General features: G+C 43.6%; 19 protein-coding genes, 1 pseudogene and 1 riboswitch. Of the genes and pseudogenes, 5 read left to right on the top strand and 15 right to left on the bottom strand.

From position 1 onward, the window contains the following. Window positions 1–80: 80 nt before the first annotated feature. The 3 genes from MKY52_RS18210 to MKY52_RS18200 form a co-directional block, all read right to left on the bottom strand. Window positions 81–1,694 carry a spore germination protein gene (locus tag MKY52_RS18210; protein WP_076284655.1) on the bottom strand — a complete coding sequence of 538 codons (1,614 nt, stop codon included), beginning with the start codon at window positions 1,692–1,694 and terminating at the stop codon, window positions 81–83. Between the two features lie 707 nt (window positions 1,695–2,401). Next, complete coding sequence (locus MKY52_RS18205; protein WP_076284537.1) at window positions 2,402–2,827, bottom strand: stage V sporulation protein AB; 426 nt, start codon at window positions 2,825–2,827, stop codon at window positions 2,402–2,404. Next, a complete protein-coding gene (locus tag MKY52_RS18200) occupies window positions 2,824–3,486 on the bottom strand; it encodes a stage V sporulation protein AA (protein ID WP_341052680.1) in 663 nt (220 codons plus the stop codon). Before MKY52_RS18200 ends, MKY52_RS18205 begins: the two co-directional genes overlap by 4 nt. 295 nt (window positions 3,487–3,781) lie before the next feature. On the opposite strand from MKY52_RS18200, the pseudogene MKY52_RS18195 reads away from it, so the two are divergent. Further along, window positions 3,782–4,753, top strand: a pseudogene (locus MKY52_RS18195) (glycoside hydrolase family 53 protein). A gap of 59 nt (window positions 4,754–4,812) precedes the next feature. On the opposite strand, the gene MKY52_RS18190 reads toward MKY52_RS18195, so the two are convergent. The 7 genes from MKY52_RS18190 to MKY52_RS18160 all read right to left on the bottom strand — a co-directional run bounded on the left by MKY52_RS18190 (window position 4,813) and on the right by MKY52_RS18160 (window position 14,382). Continuing rightward, on the bottom strand, window positions 4,813–5,859 hold the full coding sequence (locus MKY52_RS18190) for a glycoside hydrolase family 53 protein (protein WP_341052678.1): 1,047 nt from the start codon (window positions 5,857–5,859) through the stop codon (window positions 4,813–4,815). Between the two features lie 2 nt (window positions 5,860–5,861). Next, window positions 5,862–6,740 (bottom strand): carbohydrate ABC transporter permease, encoded by an 879-nt coding sequence (locus tag MKY52_RS18185; protein ID WP_341052677.1) that lies wholly within the window; start codon window positions 6,738–6,740, stop codon window positions 5,862–5,864. Window positions 6,741–6,764: 24 nt separating this feature from the next. Further along, a complete protein-coding gene (locus tag MKY52_RS18180) occupies window positions 6,765–7,655 on the bottom strand; it encodes an ABC transporter permease (protein WP_042129685.1) in 891 nt (296 codons plus the stop codon). 247 nt (window positions 7,656–7,902) lie between these two features. Continuing rightward, entirely contained in the window at window positions 7,903–9,606 is a 1,704-nt protein-coding gene (locus tag MKY52_RS18175; RefSeq protein WP_339266231.1) for a sugar ABC transporter, read from the bottom strand. A 109-nt stretch (window positions 9,607–9,715) separates the two neighbouring features. Beyond that, window positions 9,716–11,356, bottom strand: a complete 1,641-nt coding sequence (locus MKY52_RS18170; protein ID WP_149647061.1) for a response regulator transcription factor — start codon at window positions 11,354–11,356, stop codon at window positions 9,716–9,718. Window positions 11,357–11,367: 11 nt separating this feature from the next. Next, window positions 11,368–13,119: a sensor histidine kinase gene (locus MKY52_RS18165; RefSeq protein ID WP_341052675.1), complete on the bottom strand. Its 1,752-nt coding sequence runs from the start codon at window positions 13,117–13,119 to the stop codon at window positions 11,368–11,370. Between the two features lie 303 nt (window positions 13,120–13,422). Beyond that, a complete protein-coding gene (locus MKY52_RS18160; protein WP_076284531.1) occupies window positions 13,423–14,382 on the bottom strand; it encodes a DMT family transporter in 960 nt (319 codons plus the stop codon). Between the two features lie 126 nt (window positions 14,383–14,508). Further along, window positions 14,509–14,657, bottom strand: a riboswitch (FMN riboswitch). 207 nt (window positions 14,658–14,864) lie between these two features. Between MKY52_RS18160 and MKY52_RS18155 the strand changes: the two genes are divergently transcribed. Both MKY52_RS18155 and MKY52_RS18150 read left to right on the top strand, forming a co-directional pair. Continuing rightward, window positions 14,865–16,055: a PstS family phosphate ABC transporter substrate-binding protein gene (locus MKY52_RS18155; RefSeq protein ID WP_341052674.1), complete on the top strand. Its 1,191-nt coding sequence runs from the start codon at window positions 14,865–14,867 to the stop codon at window positions 16,053–16,055. Window positions 16,056–16,263: 208 nt separating this feature from the next. Further along, entirely contained in the window at window positions 16,264–17,760 is a 1,497-nt protein-coding gene (locus tag MKY52_RS18150) for an N-acetylmuramoyl-L-alanine amidase family protein (RefSeq protein ID WP_341053453.1), read from the top strand. Window positions 17,761–17,810: 50 nt separating this feature from the next. Here the strand turns inward: MKY52_RS18150 and MKY52_RS18145 are convergent, their stop codons facing one another. The 5 genes from MKY52_RS18145 to MKY52_RS18125 form a co-directional block, all read right to left on the bottom strand. Next, window positions 17,811–18,215 carry a VOC family protein gene (locus MKY52_RS18145; protein ID WP_341052673.1) on the bottom strand — a complete coding sequence of 135 codons (405 nt, stop codon included), beginning with the start codon at window positions 18,213–18,215 and terminating at the stop codon, window positions 17,811–17,813. A 23-nt stretch (window positions 18,216–18,238) separates the two neighbouring features. Continuing rightward, entirely contained in the window at window positions 18,239–19,711 is a 1,473-nt protein-coding gene (locus MKY52_RS18140; protein WP_341052670.1) for a carboxylesterase/lipase family protein, read from the bottom strand. 19 nt (window positions 19,712–19,730) lie between these two features. Beyond that, on the bottom strand, window positions 19,731–20,885 hold the full coding sequence (locus MKY52_RS18135; RefSeq protein WP_042190319.1) for an AI-2E family transporter: 1,155 nt from the start codon (window positions 20,883–20,885) through the stop codon (window positions 19,731–19,733). Window positions 20,886–21,054: 169 nt separating this feature from the next. Further along, complete coding sequence (locus tag MKY52_RS18130; RefSeq protein ID WP_341052667.1) at window positions 21,055–21,204, bottom strand: hypothetical protein; 150 nt, start codon at window positions 21,202–21,204, stop codon at window positions 21,055–21,057. 167 nt (window positions 21,205–21,371) lie between these two features. Beyond that, window positions 21,372–21,731, bottom strand: a complete 360-nt coding sequence (locus MKY52_RS18125; protein WP_341052665.1) for a (2Fe-2S) ferredoxin domain-containing protein — start codon at window positions 21,729–21,731, stop codon at window positions 21,372–21,374. 147 nt (window positions 21,732–21,878) lie between these two features. Here MKY52_RS18125 and MKY52_RS18120 point away from each other — a divergent pair, with 147 nt between their 5' ends. Both MKY52_RS18120 and MKY52_RS18115 read left to right on the top strand, forming a co-directional pair. Continuing rightward, window positions 21,879–23,465: an ABC transporter substrate-binding protein gene (locus tag MKY52_RS18120; RefSeq protein WP_341052662.1), complete on the top strand. Its 1,587-nt coding sequence runs from the start codon at window positions 21,879–21,881 to the stop codon at window positions 23,463–23,465. 103 nt (window positions 23,466–23,568) lie between these two features. Continuing rightward, window positions 23,569–24,588 (top strand): ABC transporter substrate-binding protein, encoded by a 1,020-nt coding sequence (locus MKY52_RS18115; protein WP_341052660.1) that lies wholly within the window; start codon window positions 23,569–23,571, stop codon window positions 24,586–24,588. Window positions 24,589–24,651 lie beyond the last annotated feature (63 nt).

Raw genomic sequence — 24,651 nt, 5'->3', positions numbered from 1 at the left:
TTAGTGTATTCAGTATAACAGACAGTGGGAACTCCATTGAATGGACTAATTTGCAGTAGTTTTGTATTTTCCTACGATTGTTAATCATTCTTTTGAGTAGGCGGCACCCTTGTATTGTCTCTAGTTTTGTTGAAAGACGGCCTTGTCTTCGAGCTTAAGACTGGCTTACGCACTAGAATTTCACTCATTGCCTTTGCATTAAAAGGTATAAACGGCCACATATAAGACGAGTTATAGGAGCGATGGGTAGTTAGGAAAATAGTCAGTAGCGTCGTGCCAATCATAAATCCTGGCACCTGGAATGCCGCTACGGCAACTAGCAACGCAAGCCTGACGATTCGATTCGCAAGACCCAGCTCATAACTCGGGGTTGCAAACATACCAATGGAGGCTACAGCCATATACAGAACTACCTCGTTTACAAACAAACCACTCTGAACCGCTATATCGCCAATCAATATAGCTGCAATCAGACCCATCGCCGAACCTAAAGGCGTTGGTGTGTGTACTGCAGCCATCCGCAGTAAATCAACCCCAAGCTCCACAATTAGAAACTGGGCGAGTATTGGAATTCTGGCGGTCTTTTGAGGTCCAATGAAATCCAGCATAGCCGGCTTTAGTTCAGGATGAATGACAAGCAACATCCATAGCGGCAGCAGGAACATGGACGCAAATATACCGATGAAACGGACCCACCGCAAGTACGTTCCCATAAAAGGAGTCTGACGATTCTCCTCTGCATGCTGACAAAGATCAAAAAAAGTAGTCGGAAGAACAATAACAATTGGTGAGGTATCTACAAACAGTATTACCCGTCCCTCCAATAAATTGGAAGCTACGACGTCGGGGCGTTCAGAATAACGCACCATAGGATATGGATTCCATCCACCGCCGATAATCGCCTCCTCTAATTGTTTATCTGCCAGAGGAATACCATCAATATCAATGCTTTTGATTTTGTCGATAACAGACATAACCTGTGTTTTATCAACGATATCATCAATGTAAGCCACGCATACATCTGTTTGTGTCCGTCGTCCAACCCGAAATAGCTCATATTTCAGCCCTGGATCTCGAACCCGTCTTCTGACAAGCGAGATATTGCTCAGTAAAGTCTCTGTAAAACCGTCGCGCGCACCGCGCACCACCCGATCAATCGAAGGCTCGGCTGGACTGCGACTAGGGTAAGAACGAGTATCCATGATGATAACTTTGTTCTCACCTTCGACGAATAGCACGCTCAAACCTTCAAGTACCTTCTCAATACTTTCGCTTAAAGAATTCCCCTCTTCCACCTGGATGTGAGGGACATATTCATTCATAAAGCTAGACAGCACACCCGTAGACAGATTCTCAGAGGTGAGATAGGTCAGACGTTTTAGAATATCATCGGTCACATCTGTGTTGGTAAAACCACTTAAACAGAGTAGAGCTGTCTTATGTCCGCCAAAGGACATCTGTCTGAACGTTACATCAAAGCTTGTGCCCAGTCCCATTACCTCAGTAAGTGTTTGTTTCGTATCTTGCAAGGACATTGGGATTTCATCATTACCTTGCCAGTAAATGACGGATTCTTTTAATGAGTTGGAGTGCTCGCGATCTCGTTTCTTCTGTAGCTTGCTGCTTCCCTTTTTATTGCTGTCTTGTGACTCTTGTTGCGCTTGCTTCTTAGATAGTTTGGACTTTGGCGTCACTTTGGCTTGAGATTCTTCCCCTGACTCTGTTGCGGACTCTGATCCGCCTGCTTGTTGGGTATTCTGATCTTGCGCCTCATCTTCGGATTCCGAGTCTGAATCTAAGCCGAATAACCTGGCAAAAAATCCTTTACTAGGCTCATTCTGTTCCTGATTCCCGAGCTCATCTGACGCCTCTGCATCCTGCTGCCCGGAATCCGGCTGTGCAGCTTCAGGGCTTTGCTCTTCTGACCCTAGCTCTGCCGACGCCTCTGCATCCTGTTGCCCGGAATCCGGCTGAGCTGATGCTTCAGCGCTTTGCTCTTCTGACCCTAGCTCCGCAGATGCTTCTGTATCCTGTTGCCCGGAATCGGGCTGTGCTGACGCTTCGGTACTCTGCTCTTCTGCCCCTAGCTCTGCAGACGCTTCTGCATCCTGTTGCCCGGAATCCGGTTGTGCTGACGCTTCGGTGCTCTGCTCTTCTGCCCCTAGCTCCGCAGATGCTTCTGCATCCTGCTGTTCTTGACTCGGATCAGCTGCTGTAGTATTTTCCGCCGGATCTGCGTCATCACTGGTCATAGAAGCTCCGTTAACCTCGGTATGGTCATCAACTAGATCCTCTGCGGTATTCTTCATTGCTGCTGCAGCCGCAGCGTTTTCTTCCTGATGATCCTCTTCTGGCACAGAATCACCGCTGTGAATAAATTTGCTCATTCCATAACCCCCGTTTACTGTCGGTATACAAACCAGTCGAACAAAGAACCCGCGACCTTCCCGCTTACCATCGCCATTAACAGCCCGAAAAGATAATGTGTCATGTTCAAGCGTTTAGCGAGTATCGGCAGCACATTTAATACCTCGGTCAATGCTGCAGCGAGCATCCCGACAAAAATCCCGTCAAAAAGTCCTATACCAAGTTCAACTAAAGGACCTGAGGATATTTTCCAATTCCAAAAATCACTTACGGTTCCTAGCAATGATCCAACTACCATCGCACCCTCGTACCAATGTACTTTATCGTAAGAAGAAGTTAATTGAGCCAGACGGGGCACCATGTCGAGAACCACAAATAAAGCGATCACACCGCCACCTACAGCGATCCCCCCTGCAATACCCAGCAGCAAATTCAACCCTAGTGTTATAGGTGCCGTCATCTTCCGTCCTCCACGTTCTCTGGTTGATTTTCTCCACGGCGCCTCATTTTGCTATACTCCTCATTGATGACGTATTGGTCGATATTTTTCTGATACAGGTACATTTCCACTTCTAGCGGTGTAGGCTCTTCATTCCACTTTTTCTTAAATAAATGGTTGAAAAAAATGACCATCCCAAAGCCGATTCCTACAGAATACGCAATCTGAAATACAACCGGATGTTCATCCCGATGACCGGTTATCATCTCCACAATTCGGATTTGAACCTCCTGCATGTTTACATCAGCATGAAAATTCATGATTGTCAGCGCAGATCCGAAGAACAGCAGCAGCCACACTAAGACAAACATCGCTACTGAAGGCCTCCGCCTCTCCACCGAACTTTCAATCTGCACAATCGTTCTGCCTTCACCAATCGGCTCAATGTCCGCTTCGGGCACCAGCTCATAAATGCGGGGAATAACCATCAGAAGGTCAATCAAAATTAGATTACCGTCACTTTGCTCTGGCTTCATTAGCAGAATCGATTCCAACGACTCTTTCAGCTCTGGCTCCGCGATCAAAAATGCAATATCACCCAATGTGACACCTTTACCTTTGGGCACCGTCACCCGGTTCTTAAGCTGTATATAGATGGCGGGAGCAGAATGTTGTTTCATCCGCATTCCTCCTAAAGGTTGTGGTCAAGTAGCTCCGGTGCAAGATAACGGTAGTATGGGAGTAAAGCCTTATTTTTACTCTTGTAGCCCTGAATCAATTTCGAAAGATGCTGAAATGTTGAATTTTTATTGGTATCGGGAATGCTTACCCCACCTTACAATCTTGTTATAAAAGAGAAAGGGAGGAGTTTAAGGTAAACGGATACAAACATCGCTATGCTAAGGGCGCCTGTTGAACAAACAGAACTCAAAAACTACGTTCAAATTGTTCGTTTGCCTGTCTCTCGTGTTTAGTATGTGTTTCAACTTTGGGAATAACAAACCAGCGGAAGCTGCTACGACTTTTGCAAAAGGGGCTGATGTAGGCTGGCTATCGGAGATGGAGTACTATAATTGGTCTTTTTACAATGATAACGGTGTGAAACAAGACCTACTGCAAATTCTCAAAGATCACGGAATGAACTCCATTAGACTACGGGTCTGGGTTAACCCTTCCATTAATTTCTCTAACAAAGCCGATGTTGTGAAACAGGCCGTTCGGGCCAAGAAAATGGGGTTCCGAATCATGATTGACTTTCATTACAGTGATACATGGGCAGATCCTGGCAATCAGAAGAAACCTACTGCCTGGACCAGCAAGAACTTTACAGCTCTAAAGACAGCGGTATATGACCACACGTATGATGTTATGAATACACTCAAAGCTAGCGGTGTTACGCCAGAATAGGTACAGGTAGGGAACGAGACGAATAATGGAATGCTTTGGGAGGATGGAAAGGCTTCTGTAAGTATGAGTAATTTTGCCGCGTTGATCAATTCAGGATATAGTGCAGTAAAAGCGGTCAGTAGTAGTTCAAAAGTCATCGTCCACCTCTCTAACGGCTACGACAATTCCTTATTCCGCTGGATGTTTGATGGTCTGAAGTCTAACGGTGCCAACTATGATGTGATCGGCATGTCACTCTATCCCACTACAAGCAACTGGTCTACACTGAATGCTCAGACATTAACGAATATGAATGATATGGTTGCCCGGTATGGTAAAGAGGTGATCATTTCAGAGGTCGGCATGGACGTTAGTGCTCCAACAACGGCGAAAGCTTTTCTTACCGACATCATTAGCAAAACAAAATCGGTAAGTGGCGGTAAAGGGCTTGGCGTGTTCTATTGGGAGCCGGAGAGTTATGGTACATGGTACGCTTACACAAAAGGTGCCTTTGATTCTTCTGGTAAGCCTACGGTGGCTTTAGATGCCTTTTTGAATTAAAAAAGAAGACAGCCACGGTGCTTAACCATTGGCTGTCTTCTTTTCTATCCTAATAATCTTTAGAAATGGAGCGAATCCAGTTTCTTACCTTCAAAATCAAACAGAGCTAAATTGGACCACCCATTCTCATGCCCAACAGACCATTCCTTTTGCGAAGGAATCCAAGCAGGCTCCCAGTAATAAAAACCGATTCCTTTTCCGTTAGGTGTATTCTCAATTACGTTTATGAAATCCTTCATATACTTAGCTTGACCCTCTTCTGTGGCTGGATAACCATCATGGAGCTGGGCTTCCTCATTCACAATTACTGGAAATCCTTCAGGTGCATTCAGTGTCCATGGATAGGCTGTTTCCACCACAATGATATCCTTGTTATAACGAAGCGCTAATTCGTTCAGGTTAAGCTGCAAGTCGTCCAAAGTACCATGCCACCAAGAGTAGAATGATAATCCGATAACATCATAATTTACACCATGTTCTAAGAAACGATCAAAAAAGTTACGGCTCGCCGGATGATCAGCACCCCGGTCAATATGGATCATGATAGACAAGTCAGAATCGACGGATTTCGCGCCCGCTATACCTGCTTTAACTAGCGTAGTGAACTGCTCCCACTGCTCCGGAGTATCACAATCTCCATCAACCTTGCCTTCTCCCCATAACATGCCTGGCGTAATTTCATTACCGATCTGCACCATATCGGGCAGTGTGCCTTGGGACTGTAAAGCTTCAAGTGTCTCGCGTGTATAATCATACACGGCGGATGTCAAACCACTGAAGTCAAGTGCCTCCCAAGCTTTTGGCTTCCATTGGTTAGCTGGATCCGCCCATTTATCTGAATAATGAAAATCTAGTAGAAAATCCAGCCCTGCTTCTTTGATCCGCTTTGCCATAACCAGTGTCCGTTCCAAATTGCAAAAGACGCCTGGAGGGTCATTCCAAATCCGCAGCCGTATGGCATTTACTCCATTGTCCTTAAGGATGTGGAGTAAATCCTCACCTTCCTCAGCAGTCCGAACAGAGCGACTATGGAATTTGCCTCCGCCCTGCTCTATTTCATCCAAAAATGAGATGTCCATTCCATTGATAAATGTCGTTATCATCATCCCTACTCCTTTACAGAACCAAGTGTCATTCCTTTAACAAAATACTTCTGCAAGAATGGATATACGATTAGAATAGGAGCAGCCCCGATAAAGATTTGCGCGGCTCTAACCGTTGTCTGCGAGATTAATTCCATCTCCTTCGGATTAATGCTCATGGAGCTCATATCCCGTTGAATGATAACGGTCTGCAGAAAGGTCGCCAGCGGAAACTGCTTAGAATTGTTCAAATACAATAGTCCATCGAACCAGGAGTTCCAGTGGAACACCATACTAAACAGTGCAATTGTCGCAATCGATGGTAATGAAATCGGTAAGTAAATGCTGAACAAGGTACGGAAATGTCCTGCGCCGTCAATTAGCGAAGCTTCCTCCAAATCTTTAGGAATACCGCGGAAGAAGTTCAGCATTAGAATTACCAAGAATGTATTCACCGCACCTGGCAGAACGAGTACCCAGAAGGAATCCATTAAGCCAATCTTTTGAATAACAATATAGAATGGAATCAGACCACCATTAAACACCATGCTAAACACGAACAACCAGGAATAAACATTCCGGCCTTTGAAGGCTGAGTTTTCCTTAGATAGCGGATAAGCTGCCAGAAAAGTAATCAGAAGCGTAAGTCCGGTTCCGAGTATAGTTCTTTGTACGGATACCCATATAGAGTGTAGGAATATCGGATTATTCATTGTCTTTTTATAAGCTTCCAGAGAGAACTGCTTTGGCCACAAGCCCACCAGATTGGCGTCAGCCGCAGACTTGGCACTGAAAGATACAGCTAATACGTGAATCAGAGGAACAATACACATGAGTGCGAGTATGATCAGAAAACAAGTATTGAATATGTTGAAAATACGATAACCTCTAGTTTTGTAATACATAGGTCTCCCTCTTCCTTTGGTAGTTTAGAAAATGCGATATCCTGCCCATTTTTTAGCCAGACTGTACGATACAAGGATTAGGACCATACTAATGGCTGACTTGAACAGTCCAATTGCTGTACCAAAGCCCATCTCACCATTCAGAATAGCTGTCCGGTATACGAAGGTGTCGATAATATCGCCTTTCTGATAGACCAGCGGATTGTAGAGGTTAAAGATCTGGTCAAACCCTGCATTCAATACATTTCCGAGAGCCAGAGTACCTACCACAACAACCATTGGCAGTAGAGAAGGCATTGTGATAAAACGTGTCTGTTTCCAGCGGGTTGCACCATCTATTTCAGCAGCTTCATATAATGAAGGGTTAATTCCTGCTAGAGCAGCCAGGAAGACGATCGTGTTATAACCAAATTCCTTCCATACATCCGTGAGAATGACCGTGAACCTGAACCAGTTATTATCTCCTAAGAAAAAGATCGGTTTAATCCCCATACTGCCGAGGATCTGATTGACGAAGCCATCTGTAGCAAGCAAATCTAGCAAGATCCCGCCAAGGATGACCCAAGACAAGAAGTGAGGTAAATAAACCAATGTCTGAATTGTACGCTGTATATAAACCTTGCGAATCTCATTCAATAGAATGGCGAACACAAACGGCACAGCCAAATTGAAGATCATCTTCAGAACGGCAATAATCAAAGTGTTCCAAATGACCTGCATGCTGTCATTACGTTCAAATAGATAGCGGAAATTATCTAATCCAACCCACGCTGATCCCGAAATTTTTAGCCATGGCTTATAATCCTGAAACGCCATCACAATTCCGCCCATCGGTATAAAGCTGAAGATGATCAGGAAGATCATCGCCGGCAGCAACATTAAGTGAAATGGCCATGTTTTTTTAAGTGTTCTCATCCTTGGTCCCCCATATCGTGTCAAGTTCTTCTGTAACCATACTCAAATTATAGCAACGACAGGATTCCCCAAATAGCGAGCAAAACCAATATATATGGTACAAAACCAATCTCTTTACCGTATAGAAGCAGAAGCTAATTTATACGAATTCAGATAACCGCTAACGCAAAAAGAGACCGTTCCCACAGCTAAATAAACAGCTGAGGAAACAGTCCCTAATTGTGCTACTTATACCCTTAACAGAGCATTATTTTACGCTGTCATACCATTCATTTACTTCTTTAGTGATTTGGTCGCCGCCGCCTGATTTCCAGGTCGCTACGAAGGTATCGAAAGCTTCTAGTGGCTTGTTGCCATAGATGATCTCATTAAACGTTTGGTTCTCGATTTTGTTCAGATAATCCATCTTCGATTTCATAGTTTCAGTAGTAGGACCGGTGAACATATTTTTGAAGGATTTATCCTCTTGTGCCAGCAGAACCTTTGCAGCTGCAGGGGTATCCTTACCATAGTTCACAGCTACATCCTTCTCTAAACGAGTGGTTGGTTCAGCACCATCTGCAAGATTAAGAAGAGCTTTCATTTGGGCATCCGGAATCCGGGCACCGTCACGAACCAGCATATAACGAACGCTGTTCACATAACCACCAGCAATTTTATCATTTTCAATCATCTTACCGTTTGCATCTAGTTCATAGTCATATCCTGCGAAGAGGCCATTATCCAGCTCGCTACCCGGCTTTGGATCAGCGAAGTTATCGAACAGATAGTTTTGATAGGTGAAGAATGCTTCTGGATTTTTCATCTTAGTGCTAATCAGAGTTACACCGTTGGTGAACTGTGTTCCATGACGCATAACTTTACCATCTGGTCCCGCTGGAATTTCAATTGGAGCCCATACAGCATCCGGAGCATTCTTCACAGTATCTTGAAGCGGCCAACCGCTCATCCAGTAAGGTCCTGGGAGAATACCTGCTGTACCCGCCACTGCTGGCTCAGCTGTTTTGTTCTCATCCCAAAGCGCTGCTTCTTGAGGAATGTAACCTTTTGCGAGCCATTCCTTCATTTTTTCCAGCCCTTGCTTCATACCTGCATTTACAGAGCCGTATTCCAATTTACCATCAGCATCAAGATTCCATTGCTGCGGAAGCGTACCATAAGCACCGAAGATCCAAGAAGGATCGCCCATCCAAGTGTTCATCGATGTCTTAAAGCCGATACTAAGCGGAGTTACCTTGTCTGGTGCCAAGCCATCAGGGTTCTGATTCTTGAATGCATCCATAACTTTTTCTAGCTCATCTATCGTTTTAGGTGCTTGCATATTTAGCTTGTCCAACCAATCTTGGCGGATCCAAAGAATGTAATCATGATTGTACGCGTAATCGAGTACAGGCAGACCCATTCTTTTGCCATCACGGCTGTATTGGTTCCATACGTTCGGATCCTGTGCCATGGCTTCTTTCCAAGTAGCTGAAGCGTATTTATCAAATAGTGTTCCCACTTCAGCATACATACCGGAATCGATTAAATCCTGAGCAATCGTGCTATCACCCGTACCGATCGTTACAACATCGGGCATTTCCTGACCAGATGACATCGACAGGCGCAGTTTGGTTCCAAAAGCACCATTCGTATCTGTGATGGACCAAAGTGATTTAATATTGATGCCGAACTTTTCTTTTGTCCACTTCGTAGCAACGTTATTCTCAATGCTTTCCCCATTCTTGAATTTAAGCTCAGGGTCAACACCCCATACCGTTGTAATGGTTACCTCAGGATCATATTTATCCTTGTAGGCGTTTTCAGAATTAGATGTTGTATTGGTAGTCGTATCACCGGCTGTATTCTTTCCATCAGCGGCATTATTGCCCGAACAACCTGCGAGACTACCTACCAAAAGCATACTCATACACAGGAGCGGAAGCCATTTTTTTCTCTTCATCGCGCTCATTTTGTTCCCCCTTAGATTCCTTAAGTGTTGGTTATAACTTAATTATAGGGAACGAAGATGATGTCGAATACGTCATTTAAACAAGGTTTCTGCACCTTTCTCAACCTCTCTATCCGTCACGAAATTCATTTGGTGTCATATTGTAATGCTTTTTGAACATTTTGCTGAAATATTGCGGATTCTGATATCCGAGTTCGGTAGTGATTTCATAGATTTTTTTATTCGTATTCTTAAGTAAATAAAGTGCACGTTCCATCCGCATGCGGATAATATAGTCTCCGAGCCCTTCTCCTGTCTCTGCCTTATATATTTTAGATAAGTATACGGGGTGCAGATACACATGATCCGCTATCGTCTTGACCGACAGATCATGCCCAGAATGGTTCCCTACCAGCTCATGTACCTGCTTAATAATATAACTTTTCGTGTTCTGATCACTTTCTGAGAGTTCCTTCTGAAGCTTGTTTAGCATATCGAACGCCCAGTCCTTCAGTTTGTCAAAAGAAACAATGATGCTCTGAGTCAACATCGGATCGAACGCATATTGGTCGATTTGTGAGATGAACTGCCCCCCTTTGTGGGCAATGTACATGAATGCATTAGTAATGGACAGAAAGACTTCATACAGATGCTCACTTGAAAAGCGTGCATTCTCCATATCTCGGAACACATCAGCTATCTTCTGGCGGGCTGTATCCCATTGCTTAGATTCCAGCAAATGAATGAGCGTTGGCGGACGATAAAGGCTTTCGAGTGATTTGATGCTCATCATCTCCTGAAGATGACGATCCCCCAGATAAAGTACCGAGCCTGTTTCATTATGTGTTGTCAAATACATTGAACTTAAGCCACTTCGATAGGCAGCCGTCATCCCTTCGGGAAAAGCAAACCACTCCGTTACGATAAGAGATATCTCACCCTTCAGGTAGTTACTCACACTAATTCTGAAGTTAGCAATGGCTGACTTAAGGATTTGTTGTCTCGCAGCATCGTAATTATTCGACTTCTCTAACTCTCGCTGAATGACCGGCTTCAGTTCCACAAGCAAAATTAAACAATCATGGGGTGCTTTGCAAAACCAGACATGGAACTGCTCCTTAAAGAGCTCCTCGGCAATATTGCCGATGGCATATTCCATTAGGGAAACCGAATGATGATCCATTGCGGCATAATGTTTACCCAGCTGAATCAATAACATCGCCGCTTCAACATCTGATTCGAAAGAGATTTCATATTCCTTAAGCTTTAATGCAAGTGTCCGCTCAGACAGCACTCTACCAAGTAGTAACTCATGCATCAAGTTGGCCCGTAAAACACTGTAATCGGCTTTGCGATTATAGAGTAGTAAATGATATTTATCATGTGCTTCCCATTCGTCTTTTAGAGACTCTATCGCTCCGGAGATACTATTGATAAATTCCTCATCACTTACTGGCTTCAAAATATAATCAAAAGCCTGTAGCTGAATCGCCTTCTTAGCGTACTGAAAATCAGAATAACCTGTCAGCAGAATGGACCGGATATCCGGCCATCTCTCGCTCACCGTTTCAATTAATTGCAAACCGGACATTCCAGGCATCGAAATATCAGTAACCATGATATCTATGTCCTGCTGTTCCAATATTTCCAGAGCCTCGGCACCCGATGCCGCCTGATGCACTTGCTTTACGCCAATCTCGTCCCACGGAATCGTGCGGGCCAGACTTTCTGTTACATAAGGCTCATCATCGACTAACAATATCTCTATCATCATATTCCCTCCTAGATGTCATCCATATTATTGTCAGTTAGCGGTAACAACCACTGAAGTTTAACCTGCAATCCTCCGAGTGATGATGGTGCAATCGTCAATCCTGCATCCTCACCAAAACGCAGCCGCATTCTCTGATGCACATTCCAAAGCCCGCAGCCCATTTCTTCATCCATCGCTTTGCCTAGCTTATTTTCCAATACGATAATTTCCTCCGGGGTCATGCCTTTTCCGTCATCCTCAACCGTTAATGTCATAACTCTTCCGTTACATGTGCCCGTAATTCGCACCAGCCCCTCTTTAGAAACAGGCTCAATCCCATGGATAACCGCATTCTCGACCAAAGGCTGAAGAACCAACGGAGGAAGATCTCTTTTCCGCATTTGCGGCGGGATAAGAACTTCATATTGAAGTCTGCTCATCCTCATTTTTTGGATCTCCAGATAGTGAGTCACAAATTCCGTTTCTTCAGATAAAGCGACAAGATCGCGTTCTTGGCGGGTCGTATATCTGTAATACCGGGATAGATTATGCGACATACCGACGACAGCACCCATATTATCGAGCTTCGCCATACTCGTAATAAACGAGAAGCAATTATAGAAGAAATGCGGATTGATCTGGGATTGAAGCTGCTTTAATCTAGCTTCTCGAACATGGATTTTTTCCATTAACACATTCTCAATCAGCTTCTGAATCTGTTCCACCATGCTATTAAACCTTCCGGACAGGAAGCTGAACTCATTCTTACCTTTGATCTCCACCCGTGCAGAGTAGTCTCCTTGCTTCAACCTCTGGAAGCCTCCAACCAATAATCTAACAGGCACCTGCACCTGAACATATAGTAGATAGGCTACGAGACAGCTCATTAATAACAATGCACCAATAGCAAAATAAAATAAGCGATTGGAGGTTTGGATCGGATGCAGTATTTCTGACAGCGGCATATAGTCGATCAAATACCAGCCCATTTTATCCGAATAGACTATGTTTACACTGTAGGACTCACCATTAATGTTCACTGTACGATTTTCACTTTGCTTCAGCTGCTCTTGCTCCAGCCTTTTTACCAATTCATTAGCTAGCTGCTTGTCAGCACTACGGTTAAAGATAAGTCCAGTACCCTGTTTATAATAAAAAGGATCTCTCCTGCCATCACTTTTGAATTTATCCAGCATATCTTCAATGTTTCGGCTGTCAAACTCCACTTTCATAATCGTATTGACCTTTTCAGGAGTGAACTCTGACATGAAGGGGGTAAAAGAAAACCAAGAGAACACAAAATGGTCGCCATCTTGCTCAACGATCTTTTCTACATGCCAGCCTGACTTAACTTCCCGCTTCAAATCCTCATCCGAATACGGTATAGCATCATTCTCTGACACCATTCGGTGGATGGACGGTGAATAGAGGTACAACTTACTCTTCCAGTTGAAGGAGCTTTCCTGAATACTGATTTTGGTCTGAATCCGCTTAATCAGGTTAATCGCATCCAGGTTCAAATGTGTTCCCTTCAAATAAGTATCCTTCAAGCTCAAAATATCAGGATCATGAATGAGCAGTATCGGCCAGGAGGACAACAGCTCCATATTGCTCTCTACTTGATTCTGAAAAAAACTGAGCTGATTGCTGTTCGAAGTATTTAACTCCGTACGTAGCACATCCGTGGTCGTCTTATTGGAATAGAAATAGAGGATCGTAATAGGAATCAGCATGATGACCATGATACTTACGATTTTGGTAAATAAATTATATCTATACACTTTCCTTCACACTCCGACTCAAATGTCATAGCCTCTATTGTACAAATAATCTTCATTAACGCATAGATAATTTCTGCCTGCAAAATGAGGTAGACAGGTGATAGCTTGTTCAAGCACTGTTATCGTCCTCTCTATTGTAAAGGCTTAAATTATCACGCTATATGCTACGTACGAAACATTTCTGCAGTTTTTGCAGTCTAATGTATTGTAGAGACATACAAAAAGGGATGATCCGAAAGCCTCTAGGCATTCCAGTCATCCCTTTATACTTTATTTAGTTCAATCTATACAATCAGTGTCTGTTCAGAGCGTTTGTGCTTTAGATTGTTGACTCGATATGAAAAATAAAGCGGTCCAGATCAACGCGAACCCTATAATTTGCGGTAGGGTGACGAGCTGCTGGAATACGATCCAGTTAATAATTACTCCCGTCATAGGAAAGCTTAGTTCAGCCAATGTAGCAAAGGAAGCTTTGGTAGTGCTTAGTCCTTTGTAATACATCAGCATACTGAGTAGTCCTGGCAGCAGAGCCTGCAGCAACAAATTAATGGCTATGGCAGCAGATGCACCAAATCCACCATTAATCTGCCAAGGAGCACCTTCTAATGTGGTGATAACGAAAAGCAACGGCAGCGCCAATATAAATCTTAGGGAAGTCACGGTCTCATATTTCATAGACCCAAGCAGATAACGTCCCATTACTGTTGAGCCACCCCACAATGCGGCCGCTCCTAAGGCCATCAGACTGCTAACACCGATAAAGTTGTTCACATGTCCGAATGGAATACTCCAGCCAAAGGTCAGCAGATAGGTTCCTACCAGTGCCACAAAAATGAGGATTCCGAAATTTTTAGGCAGACGTTCTTTAAGAATTAAGGCTGCAAGACCGATAGCGAATATCGGCTGAAGCTTTTGCAGCAACAGCACAGCATTTAAATCCCCACTGGAGAGTGCCATCGTAAATAGAATTGTCGCCCCGGCAGAACCTCCCCAGGAAACAATTAGCAAAGCTCCAATCTGGCGAAATCCAATACCTTTTAGCTCCGCCCGGTGACGCCAAAGAACAGGGGAAGCAGCCAAGAAAAGCACCACATGCTCCAAAAGAACAATTTGCGATGAGGTCAAAGATTTTAAGAGGATAATACGAAAGAGCGGATCAACGCCCCATAGTGCTGCACCGAACACAACGAGCCAAAACCCACTGCGTAACGGCGACGTGCTGCTTACCTTATTAGCTGATGATGAAGCTGTTACATTACTCATAATTCCATTCTCCTTGTCGATACAAACCCTCGATAAGAGACCAAAAACCCCCGAATCACCATAAAAGGTCGACTCGGGGGCATTATCAATAAAGACGTACAGGATAGACTCCTAGCGCCTTTATCTTATGATCCTCTCCCATCCGGACTTTACCGTCGGCTCTGGATTCACACCAGATCAGTCACTTCTCTGCAAGCAGAACAAGTGAGTCGCGGGCTCAGTTCGCTTTGAACATTACCGCCGGTTGGGAATTTCACCCTACCCCGAGAATCTTGTATTCCGTTGTTTTTTTCACAATCTCAGAATAAACCTCTTCTTGCCATTCGTCCAGTACTTTATGAAAATATACATAAAATTTTCATGTATCACAGCTTTTCTTACATATTTTTTCGTTATTGTTCTACTGTCTCATCCAAAAAAATCTGTATAATGAAATTATGTTTATTTTTCCATAGTTTAGGAATTTTTCTAAGGAGGTTGTTATGAAAGAATCATTTTGGATGAAGGAGTCATTTTGGACGAAGTTATTGTTCTCCTTTTTTGCTGTCGGAGTCATAGCTTTTTTAGGATTCATAGGTTCGATAATTATCGCGCTTTACGGGGGACTAATGTTTTATACTCCACTTGTGGCGATTTTATCTGTTGTAATAGCTATTTATGTTGTACTCCTTATATTTAATGTATTGTCCCGAAAAACAAGCAATATTATATTGCTATCCATCCTCGGACTTAGTGTGCTCGTAACCGCAGGATATGAGATCAAACAAGCATATATCAACAGCATTGCCACGGTTGATGATCGGGAAGTTAATTTGGTACAATACGAACCTTTTGCTGAGAATACCAAAGCAGTGAATTTGGATAAACCTTCTTCATATCATATCGATAACAACTTACCAAAATTGGATGGCGCAACCGCACTATACCCACTGTATTCAGCTTTCGTGCAATCTGCTTATCCTGCGGCCAGTTATAATCCATATGATTTTCAAACAAGTCAAGTGATTTGCAGTAGCACACCGGAAGCTTACAAAAGACTAATTGAAGGTGAAACTGATATTATCTTTGTCGCTGCTCCTTCTCTTGCCCAACAGAAACATGCGAAGCGAAAAGGCGTCGAGCTGAAGCTCACACCCATCGGCCGCGAGGCTTTCGTATTTTTTGTGAATAAACGAAACGAAGTAACTGGACTTTCCACCGCCCAGCTTAAAGATATCTACGCAGGCATGATCACCAATTGGAAAGATGTAGGCGGAGCTAATAACCGTATTCGCGCTTTTCAACGCCCAGAGGATAGTGGGAGCCAGACGATGCTGCAAAAGTTTATGGGAGACACTACACTCATGACACCTCCTAAGGAAGACGTGGCGGATATTATGAGCGGAATTATTAAACAAACCTCCAGTTATCGCAATTATAAAAATGCACTCGGGTACAGCTTTTTATTTTACGCCTCAGAAATGAATCAAAGTGGGGAAATTGCACTACTCGCCATCGATGGTGTTAAGCCCGACAAAGAGAGTATTCGCAGTGGACAGTACCCTTTGGCTACAGAATTTTATGCTGTGACTGCTGGAAGTGACAACCCCAATATTCAGCCCTTTCTAGATTGGATGCAATCTGCTCAAGGTCAGGAATTGGTAGAAAAAACGGGTTATACTTCTTTGCAATAAAATATTGTTACGAAAAGAGAGCTAACCCAAATGTTTGAGTTAGCTCTCTTTTCGCTTTTTCTACCGAAATTTTTCCTTTTTCACTCTAAAAGAGCGCAACTTTTGGAAACTATTGTCGTTTAAGATTTATATAAGCCCGAAACTGCATCATAGGAAGAAAAAGTAAGAATTGCTAGAAACCAAGAAACGGGGATGGTAGGGATTGCAGATGAAGAAGTTTGGTTTTTTGGCGTTACTGCTGCTTTTGTTGGTGCTGGTTCATCCAGGAACTGGTTATGCCGGCTCTGCAGAGACACACATCAATCTAGACGGCAATGATCTTAAGATTTCAAAAGAAGCACAAGTCCAAATTGTAAATGGAAGCGTGATGGTTCCACTTCGCCTCGTTACGGAGCAGCTTGGTTATACCGTGAAATGGGATAATGTGACCAAGACTGCAACCATTGAGCAAAAGGGAACGACATTAAAGCTTATCGTGAATAATGCGATGGCAGAGGCTTCGGGGAAACAGGTAAAACTGGACAACCCTCCTTTTCTCAGTGGCAACACGACCCTAGTTCCTTTAAGATTTGTTGGTGAACAGACAGGAACTACTGTCGGTTGGGATAATGTGACCAAAACGGTATACTTAACTTCTCCAGTACCAGAGATTGGCGGAAGCGAACCAGAAATTACAGTTCCAGACACATCTGTAACCGCACCCTCTGATAATGGATCGAATGGTAACACAACAACTGATGGAAACACCTCGACGGCAGCAGTCACAAATCTTAGCTTCATCGATAACAAGCTCATCATCGCGATGAACGGCAGTGTAACACCAAATGTATTCACAATGACAGATAAAGACCGAATTGTCGTAGATTTACCGAATACCAGCTTTGGCGACAGCTTTCATCAGAACCTTTCTGTCGGAAAAAACCAAAGTGGGCAGTTGACGATTACTGAATATCCTAACGTCTCAACCATTCGTTATTCATTATTCAGTAGTTCTCCCTCTACGATCCGGATCGTGATTGATCTGAACAGTGCGAATAACTACAGTGTAACGAATGCTAACGATGGACTTATTATAGTGGATCTAAATGGGACAAGCACAGCGCCTCCTGCAACCACTGTACCTGAAGTACCGGTCACAACGCCTCCACCTTCTACTGGCAACACAGACAAGAAGATAATCGTTATTGATGCAGGACATGGTGGGAAAGATCCTGGCACTGGAAGTAACCGCAAAGAGAAAGATTTCACCTTGCCAACAGCACTAAAAATTGCAGAATTACTAAAGAAAGAGCCAAATATTGAGGTTGTGCTCACTCGAAGTGATGATACATACCCGACCCTGCAGGACAGATCCAACCTCGCCAATAAGGTAAAAGCAGATTTGTTTATCTCTGTCCATGCCAATAGTATCCCAGTGGGCAGTAAGAGCAATCCTAGTGGTACAGAGACCTATTACACACGTAAAGATAGTTTATTATTCGCGCAAACCGTTCATAAATATCTTACTGTTGCTACAGGTCTTCAGGATCGAGGGGTTCGTCAAGCAAATTATCATGTAACAAGAGAAACTAAAATGCCAGCTATTTTATTAGAATGTGGTTACTTAAGTAATACCAAGGACGAAGCATTACTCTTCACGGTGGATGTACAGAATAGGATAGCCGAAGCAGTAGTTCTAGGGATTAAGGAATATTTAGGTCGATAGAAAAAAGGGGAGCTTCTTAGCCAATTGGCTAAGAAGCTCCCCTTTCTATTTTATTCTTGTTTGTTATTCCAAATACTCATTCGTTCTCTTAGATTAGAGGTGTGTAGCTCTAACTGAATCCCATCTGGATCGAGAAAGTTGACGGTCCAGCCTACTCCCCTTTTAACAGGTCCTCTAATGATTCGTACTTCGTGGGTACGGAGTACCTGTACAGCCTCCTCGAAATGTTCTTTCGCTATACTAAAGGCAATGTGGTCTATACCAATTACACTGCCCATTAATTCAGTGTATTCTGGCTTTTCAATGAGGCAAATCCATGCGCTTCCCCATTCCAGATAGGCATCTGTATTCCCTTTGTGTATTAGCTGAAGACCCAAAATACCAGTATAAAAATTCAATGAACGTGATAAATCACTCACATTTACCGTCACATGATTAAATCCTTGGACCTTCATCCCCGTTCATCTCCTCAGACTTCTCAAACCAGAATAGAGACAATTCTCTTGCGTTTCTCTGAATCTGGATCTTGAGTTACTCGCATCTCTTCATCAAAGATCAGTGTAGGACGTTCTTCCAGATTATACTCAGGCCATGATAGCTCAGATGTAGCTGGGTTTCCTCGATGAGCAAAGGCAATCCATGCCGTATGCATACTTTCAGCCAATTTTTGCATCGCCGGTGTAATTTCCGCACCCAAGCGAGTTACATGAGACAAATTGTTAAAAGCATAGACAATTTCCGCACCATGTACAGCTTTATTTAACAATGGATGGCCAGGGACCGTCCCATCAAAACGATACATCCAAACAGGCGCATAGGCCAATTGATTCTCAGCTAAGGATATAGAGGTTCCCCAGAAATATAGATCCGTTAGAATCTCCGCCTGTCCTTCCCATGTAGAAGAATAGTGGCTGGCAACCTCCGCCAGACTTCCAGTTCCCATCATCTGCTCCAGCGCCTTGAGCGATTCATCAAAGTCTGCACCTGGTGTTTCTCCCCTGAAAAACAAATTCCCCTCATCTCGATTGGTTCCAATCAACAAAGGAATCCCCTGGGCCGATCCTTCTGCCACAGCCTGTGCAGGATCTACAGGAAGCGTATCCCCATCAATGACAGGCTGAAATAACATGCCTATTGAACCACCAGTTAATTTAATGGTCATTCTTGTGGCTGCTTCTATAATTTGTTCCACTGAGAACGTATTAAGTAGGCTGGTATCTCCTTCAGGAGAAATGCCTAGTTCAGTAAGTAATGCTACAGCAATATCTTTCCCTTGCTGATTTGGCAAGGTTTGAGCAGCCCCACTTTGCATGATCGCTCCAGCAAATAATCCCTTTGCAGCAGGCATAGCCAGAAGGGCAGCGATACTCATGCTGCCAGCTGATTCTCCAAATACCGTAACTCGCTGAGGGTCGCCTCCAAAGGCGGCAATATTAAGCTTTACCCATTCCAGCGCGGCAATTTGATCCAGCAAGCCTTGATTAGACGCAAATCCATCACCAAGCGAAGACAGATGCATAAAACCTAATGGTCCCAGTCGATAATTAATCGTCACCAAGACTACATTACCGTTCTTCGCGAAGCTAGTGCCATCAAATTGTGGCTGACTTCCAGCACCAGTCACAAATGTACCCCCGTGGATCCAGAACATTACAGGAAGTGCCTCGCCTGGGGATGCAGGTGACCATACATTTAAATATAAACAATCTTCAGAATGACGAGGTGTTACGCCACCGAAACGCGTACCTCTCGTATCCGCTGGCTGATGGCTAACTGGACCAAAATCAGAAGCATCTCTAATTCCGCTCCAAGCTTCTGGTGGCTGCGGCGCACGAAATCGAAGCTCTCCAACTGGTGGAGCGGCAAAAGGGATTCCACGCCAAACGTTCACGCCATCCTCCTCTCGTCCTTGAAGCTTACCATAAGAGGTTACTGCTATCGGTCCTACCATTACATTTCACCCTTCCACATTATTCCTTATTCTCTTCAATCTGCTTATACAATCCGGACTGGAACCGGAACCATTGAAAAATATGTGTAAATACAACCTTGAGCACCGCGTAACCAGGAACTGCAAGGATAATGCCAAGAACGCCAAACATTTTGCCGGCAAAAATAATCACAAAAATGATCGTGATCGGATGAATCTTCAGTGTCTTGCCCATAATCTGCGGAGAGATAAACTTTCCTTCAATCAGCTGTACAGCCGTCCAAACGATGATCATCTTCAACAGCATAAACGGTGAAGTGACCATGGCCACAATTAAGGCAGGTGTAATAGCAATTGCCGGACCCAAATAGGGAACAACTGCTGTACATGCAGCAGCAATGGCAAGAACAAGTGAATACTCCAGACCAATAATCAAGTAGCCAATATAGAGCAGCGCACCAATGCAGCAGCTTACTATAATTTGCCCTCGAATATAGGATGATACCTGGGCGTTCATTTCCGACATTACCATCCGAGTCTGCGGCTGCAGCGCGGTAGGTACAAATTTCAAAATGTAATCTGGCAATCTTTTTCCATCACGAAGCAAGTAGAATAGAATAAACGGTGTCGTCACCACCGCCAGCACAATCTCCGTAACGGCTCCGACGAAGCTCCCTACACCTGTTAGCGCATTATTCAGAAAAGAAGTGCCCCAAGCCGTAATTTTACTAGTGATTTCACTTAGGTTGGTTCCTATACTATCTTGAACTTGACCAAAGAATTCACTTCCCGTAAGATTCATAAATCGTTCCTGGATCAAGTCACTGTACCTTGGAAAATCGTCAATCAAACCAGATAATTGCGTTCGAAGAATCGGAATCACCATCACCAGAATCAACGTAATTATACCCGCAATTAACAGATAAAGAATGATGATTGCATACACACGTTTCATCCTGAATCTTTTTCCCATTAGGTCTACTAACGGATTCAGCAAATAATAAGCGATACCGGATAGTAACAATGGTGCAGCCACCGTGTGCAGCAATACAGATATAGGCGTAAAAATAAACGGTATCTTTGAGAACACCAGGATAGTTACCCCAGTTAACAATAAAATAAGCAAGGTTACCACAAATTTATTGTTCAGAAAAAACTTCTTAAACTTCCCCGGCCACACCTGCAGCCTCTCCATCGAACCCTCTCCCCCATGCGCCACCTTATATGAAGTGTTATTTTATTCACTTTTTAATAGCATAGTCAACGTTAGGGGCGCAAGTCAAATTTGATATCTGCAATTCTGCCCGCCTCCACAAAACCAATCGATTGATATCCTTTGTTAGAATCCGGGTTTTTGGCATCTGCTACGCCATGAATTCTGCAATCGTAGTACTGTATTCTTCAGTCGCAAGCATCATATATGTATGAAAAATTTCTTCATGTAATTCACAAAAAGATTCCGCAAACAACTGCGCCGTTTCTGCATGATCATCCACTGTAAACCTCTTAAACATGTCTATTCCCCCTAGATCTTCCTTTCATTCAATCATAATCCTCTACTAAACAAAAAGAAACGAAGTTGCTTTCCTGAAAAGACAAAAAATACCGCCAGCGCATTGACGGTACTTCAATCATTTCTACTTTGATTTCACTTAGCTGCGAAGCTTCGATCAGTAGACAGCTATTTTTTCTTCTTCCCTTTAGCCCCCTTGTCATTTGCAGCCATCAGCTGACCATCATATGTATACAGCAGATGATCTTCAAGTCTCTCGCCCTGTAAATGCTTCCGTACTAGCGATTTCGCTGATTTAGGTGTGATCTCTTTATACCACACACCTTCAGGGTACGCGATCACGATGCAGGAATCTGAACATCTACCATTACAACGGGTTACCGTTGTATGTATAAGACTCTGTGCACCTTGCTTTTCAATCTCATCTTCTATCGCTTCAGCTACCTCTTCACCTTTGTGTTTCTTGCAGCTGCTACCATTACATATCAACAAGTGACTTACGGTTCCTTGTAAATTCCAAGTTGTCATGAAATCCCCATTCCTTTCATACCTAAAAATATTCGTTAGCGGATTATTCTAAACACTATCATAAGAGCCATTATAGTCAATAGAAAGAAAGACTGGTATACTATAATTGAGAATGATTATCATTGAAAAAAGGGAGCGATTTCTACCATGCCCATCCAATCCGGCGGGATGCCACATCATTCCCATCCTTTTTATATGCCTGTTAAGATTAGTAGCCTAACAAGTCTTTCCCACTACGCAACCGATAACATCCCAGCTACGAATTCCTGTATTATGTTTGTCTGGGAAGGTAAAGGTCAGCTTGAGATAGATGGCGAACTTCATAGCCTCGAATCCGGAAGCATCATGACCTTTGCTGCAACTTCAAATTTGAAGCTAGAGACTGAGCAACAGTTACAGGGGATGTGGATAGAGTACACCAGTATGCCCAACCGTAGGCAAGAGCAGTATTTTCTAAATGGCAGCCCAGCCTTACACCACGCCTCCACACAATTGATCGCACTGTCTGGTGAGCTTTACAGTGCTTGGATAGAACCCAATGATCGGAAACCGTTTAAGGTCCAGCAATTATTCACTCAATTCATCGTGGATCTTCATCATGAACTGGCTGCAAAAAAGGAGACGTCAGGAAGCTGGATTGAAAATGTGTTTGAATACATAGAAGCTCATTACAACGAAGATATTACTCGGGAGCAGATGGCTACGTTAGCTGGGGTAAGCCCTGAACACTTCTCACGTACCTTTCGTAAAATTATGGGTCAAACTTTCAGCGCTTATATTACACTGTTAAGAATCCGCAGAGCACAGCAACGAATCCTCACCAGTTCCCCAAATCTAACAACTCTGGCGCATGAGGTTGGTTATGAAGAAGGAACTTATCTGAGCCGTAAATTCAAGCAGCTTGTGGGTCTTTCACCTACAGCCTATCAGAATAAGAACAAAAAAATTGTTGCTTTAAACTACAATCACACAGCTATCCTACGGGTACTGGAAATTATGCCTCAACTCGGTGTTTATTCGGATTGGCATCGGAGCTTAGAGCAAGTGCCAGCCTCCAAACAACTTACGATGAACGAAGGTAACTCTTCCCTTCTATTTGATTCGATAGCTTTAGCAGAACCAGATATCATTATCAGCTACAATATTCCTGAGAATAAGATTCTGACTCCAGTTGCTCCGGTCATTGAATTACCCTTTATGCAAATGAGCTGGCGAGAGCAATTTGGTTTGATCGCTGATGTAGTCAACCGGCGACAGCGAGCAGAAGAATGGTTAGGTCATTACGATGGGCTCTGCCATGCTGCCAATAAGAAACTGAACCATTCGATAGGATCGGAAAGAGGGACAGCTATCGTTTGGGAGCTTAGTTCCCGAGCAGCTTATTGTTTCAGTAGCAGTTACGGTAGGGGGTGTCAGATTTTGTACGGAGATCTTGGATTCAAGCCACCATCCATCATTATGGAGAACGGAATAATGGATTCAGGGTATCTAGTGTCTTCTATTGAGGAAATCGGAACCTATCCTGCAGACTATATTATTATCACTAGCATCCCATCATCTTCTGAGGGAAGAAAACGCCTCTCTCGCCTTCTGCGTTCTCGTGATTGGAAGCAGTTAGATGCAGTCCGTAACAATCGGGTATACATCCTGAACCAGGGTGACATGTTCTATGGATTTGATCCGCTGTCTTCTCAAGCACAGCTTAAAGAATTGCTGCGTGTGATGACATCATAAATATGCACAAACGAAGATCATATTCGTCCATAGTAAATAACCAGAGAAGATTGTAAAGTTCTTATTGAGAATGATAATCAATTACCATAGGAGGAACAACAAATTGCATAATCTACAAAAGAATACTTCGAAACAGAATCATTGGCTTCTATTTCCCTTCATGCTGACGTTAATTCTAGTCCTATCAGCTTGTGGAAATTCCAATACTACGGTGGAGAATACAGGTGGTACCAGTAATACAACAGCAGCAACACAAGCACCAACCGAAACTAATCAAGAAGCAGAAAGTGCTGAAACCCCTACTGTCAAGACAGTAAGTACCGTAAAAGGTGATGTTGAAATCCCTGTTCATCCTAAACGAATTGTCGCTGAGGAATACTTGGGAAGTCTAATAGCTCTTGATACCATTCCTATCGGAGCTCCAGGCTTGACCTTAGAGAATATGTATTATAAGGAGGCTCTTACCGGTGTTACAGACACAGGAGCGTACGGTAAAATGTCACCTGAAAAAATCATCACACTAAATCCTGACTTGATTATTTCGGGACAAGCAGAAAGCTATGAAACGCTTAGCAAAATTGCTCCTACCATCATTGTGCCTTACGGGGATTTAAAAGATGCTCATGCAGAATTAACCTATTTCGGAGAACTCCTTGGAAAGGAGCAAGAAGCAAAGAATTGGCTTGCAGATTATGACAAACGGATAGCCGAAGCTAAAGCAAAAGTGGACAAGGTCCTCCCGGCAGATGCAACCTTCTCCATCATGGAAGACGGTGGAAAATCCATCTGGGTCTATGGCGATAACTTTGGCCGAGGCGGACAGCCCATCTATCAAGCGCTTGGTCGCAAGCCGCCTACAGAAGTAGCAGCGGAGATTATGGAGAAGCAATGGGCGGAAATATCTAAAGAAGCGTTAACTAAGTATGCCGGAGATTATATTATCTTAACCTCAAATAACCTTACAGAAGCTGATTACAAGGCTGATTCATTTTGGGGCAACCTTCCTGCAGTCAAAAATGGACACCTCTATGTTTGGAAAGAAGAACGTTCCTGGTATTATGACCCTATCGCGGTATTAACCCAGACCGAAGAGCTGGCCGATTGGCTAATAAATAATAAATAATGCATGAGGAAAAGGGATGTCCGAAGCCATAGCGGCTAAGCGGACATCCCTTTATTGTTGTAC

The organism is Paenibacillus sp. FSL P4-0184 (assembly GCF_038004625.1).
Taxonomy (GTDB): Bacteria; Bacillota; Bacilli; order Paenibacillales; family Paenibacillaceae; genus Paenibacillus_AQ.
This window is presented reverse-complemented; position numbering and strand designations above follow the sequence as displayed.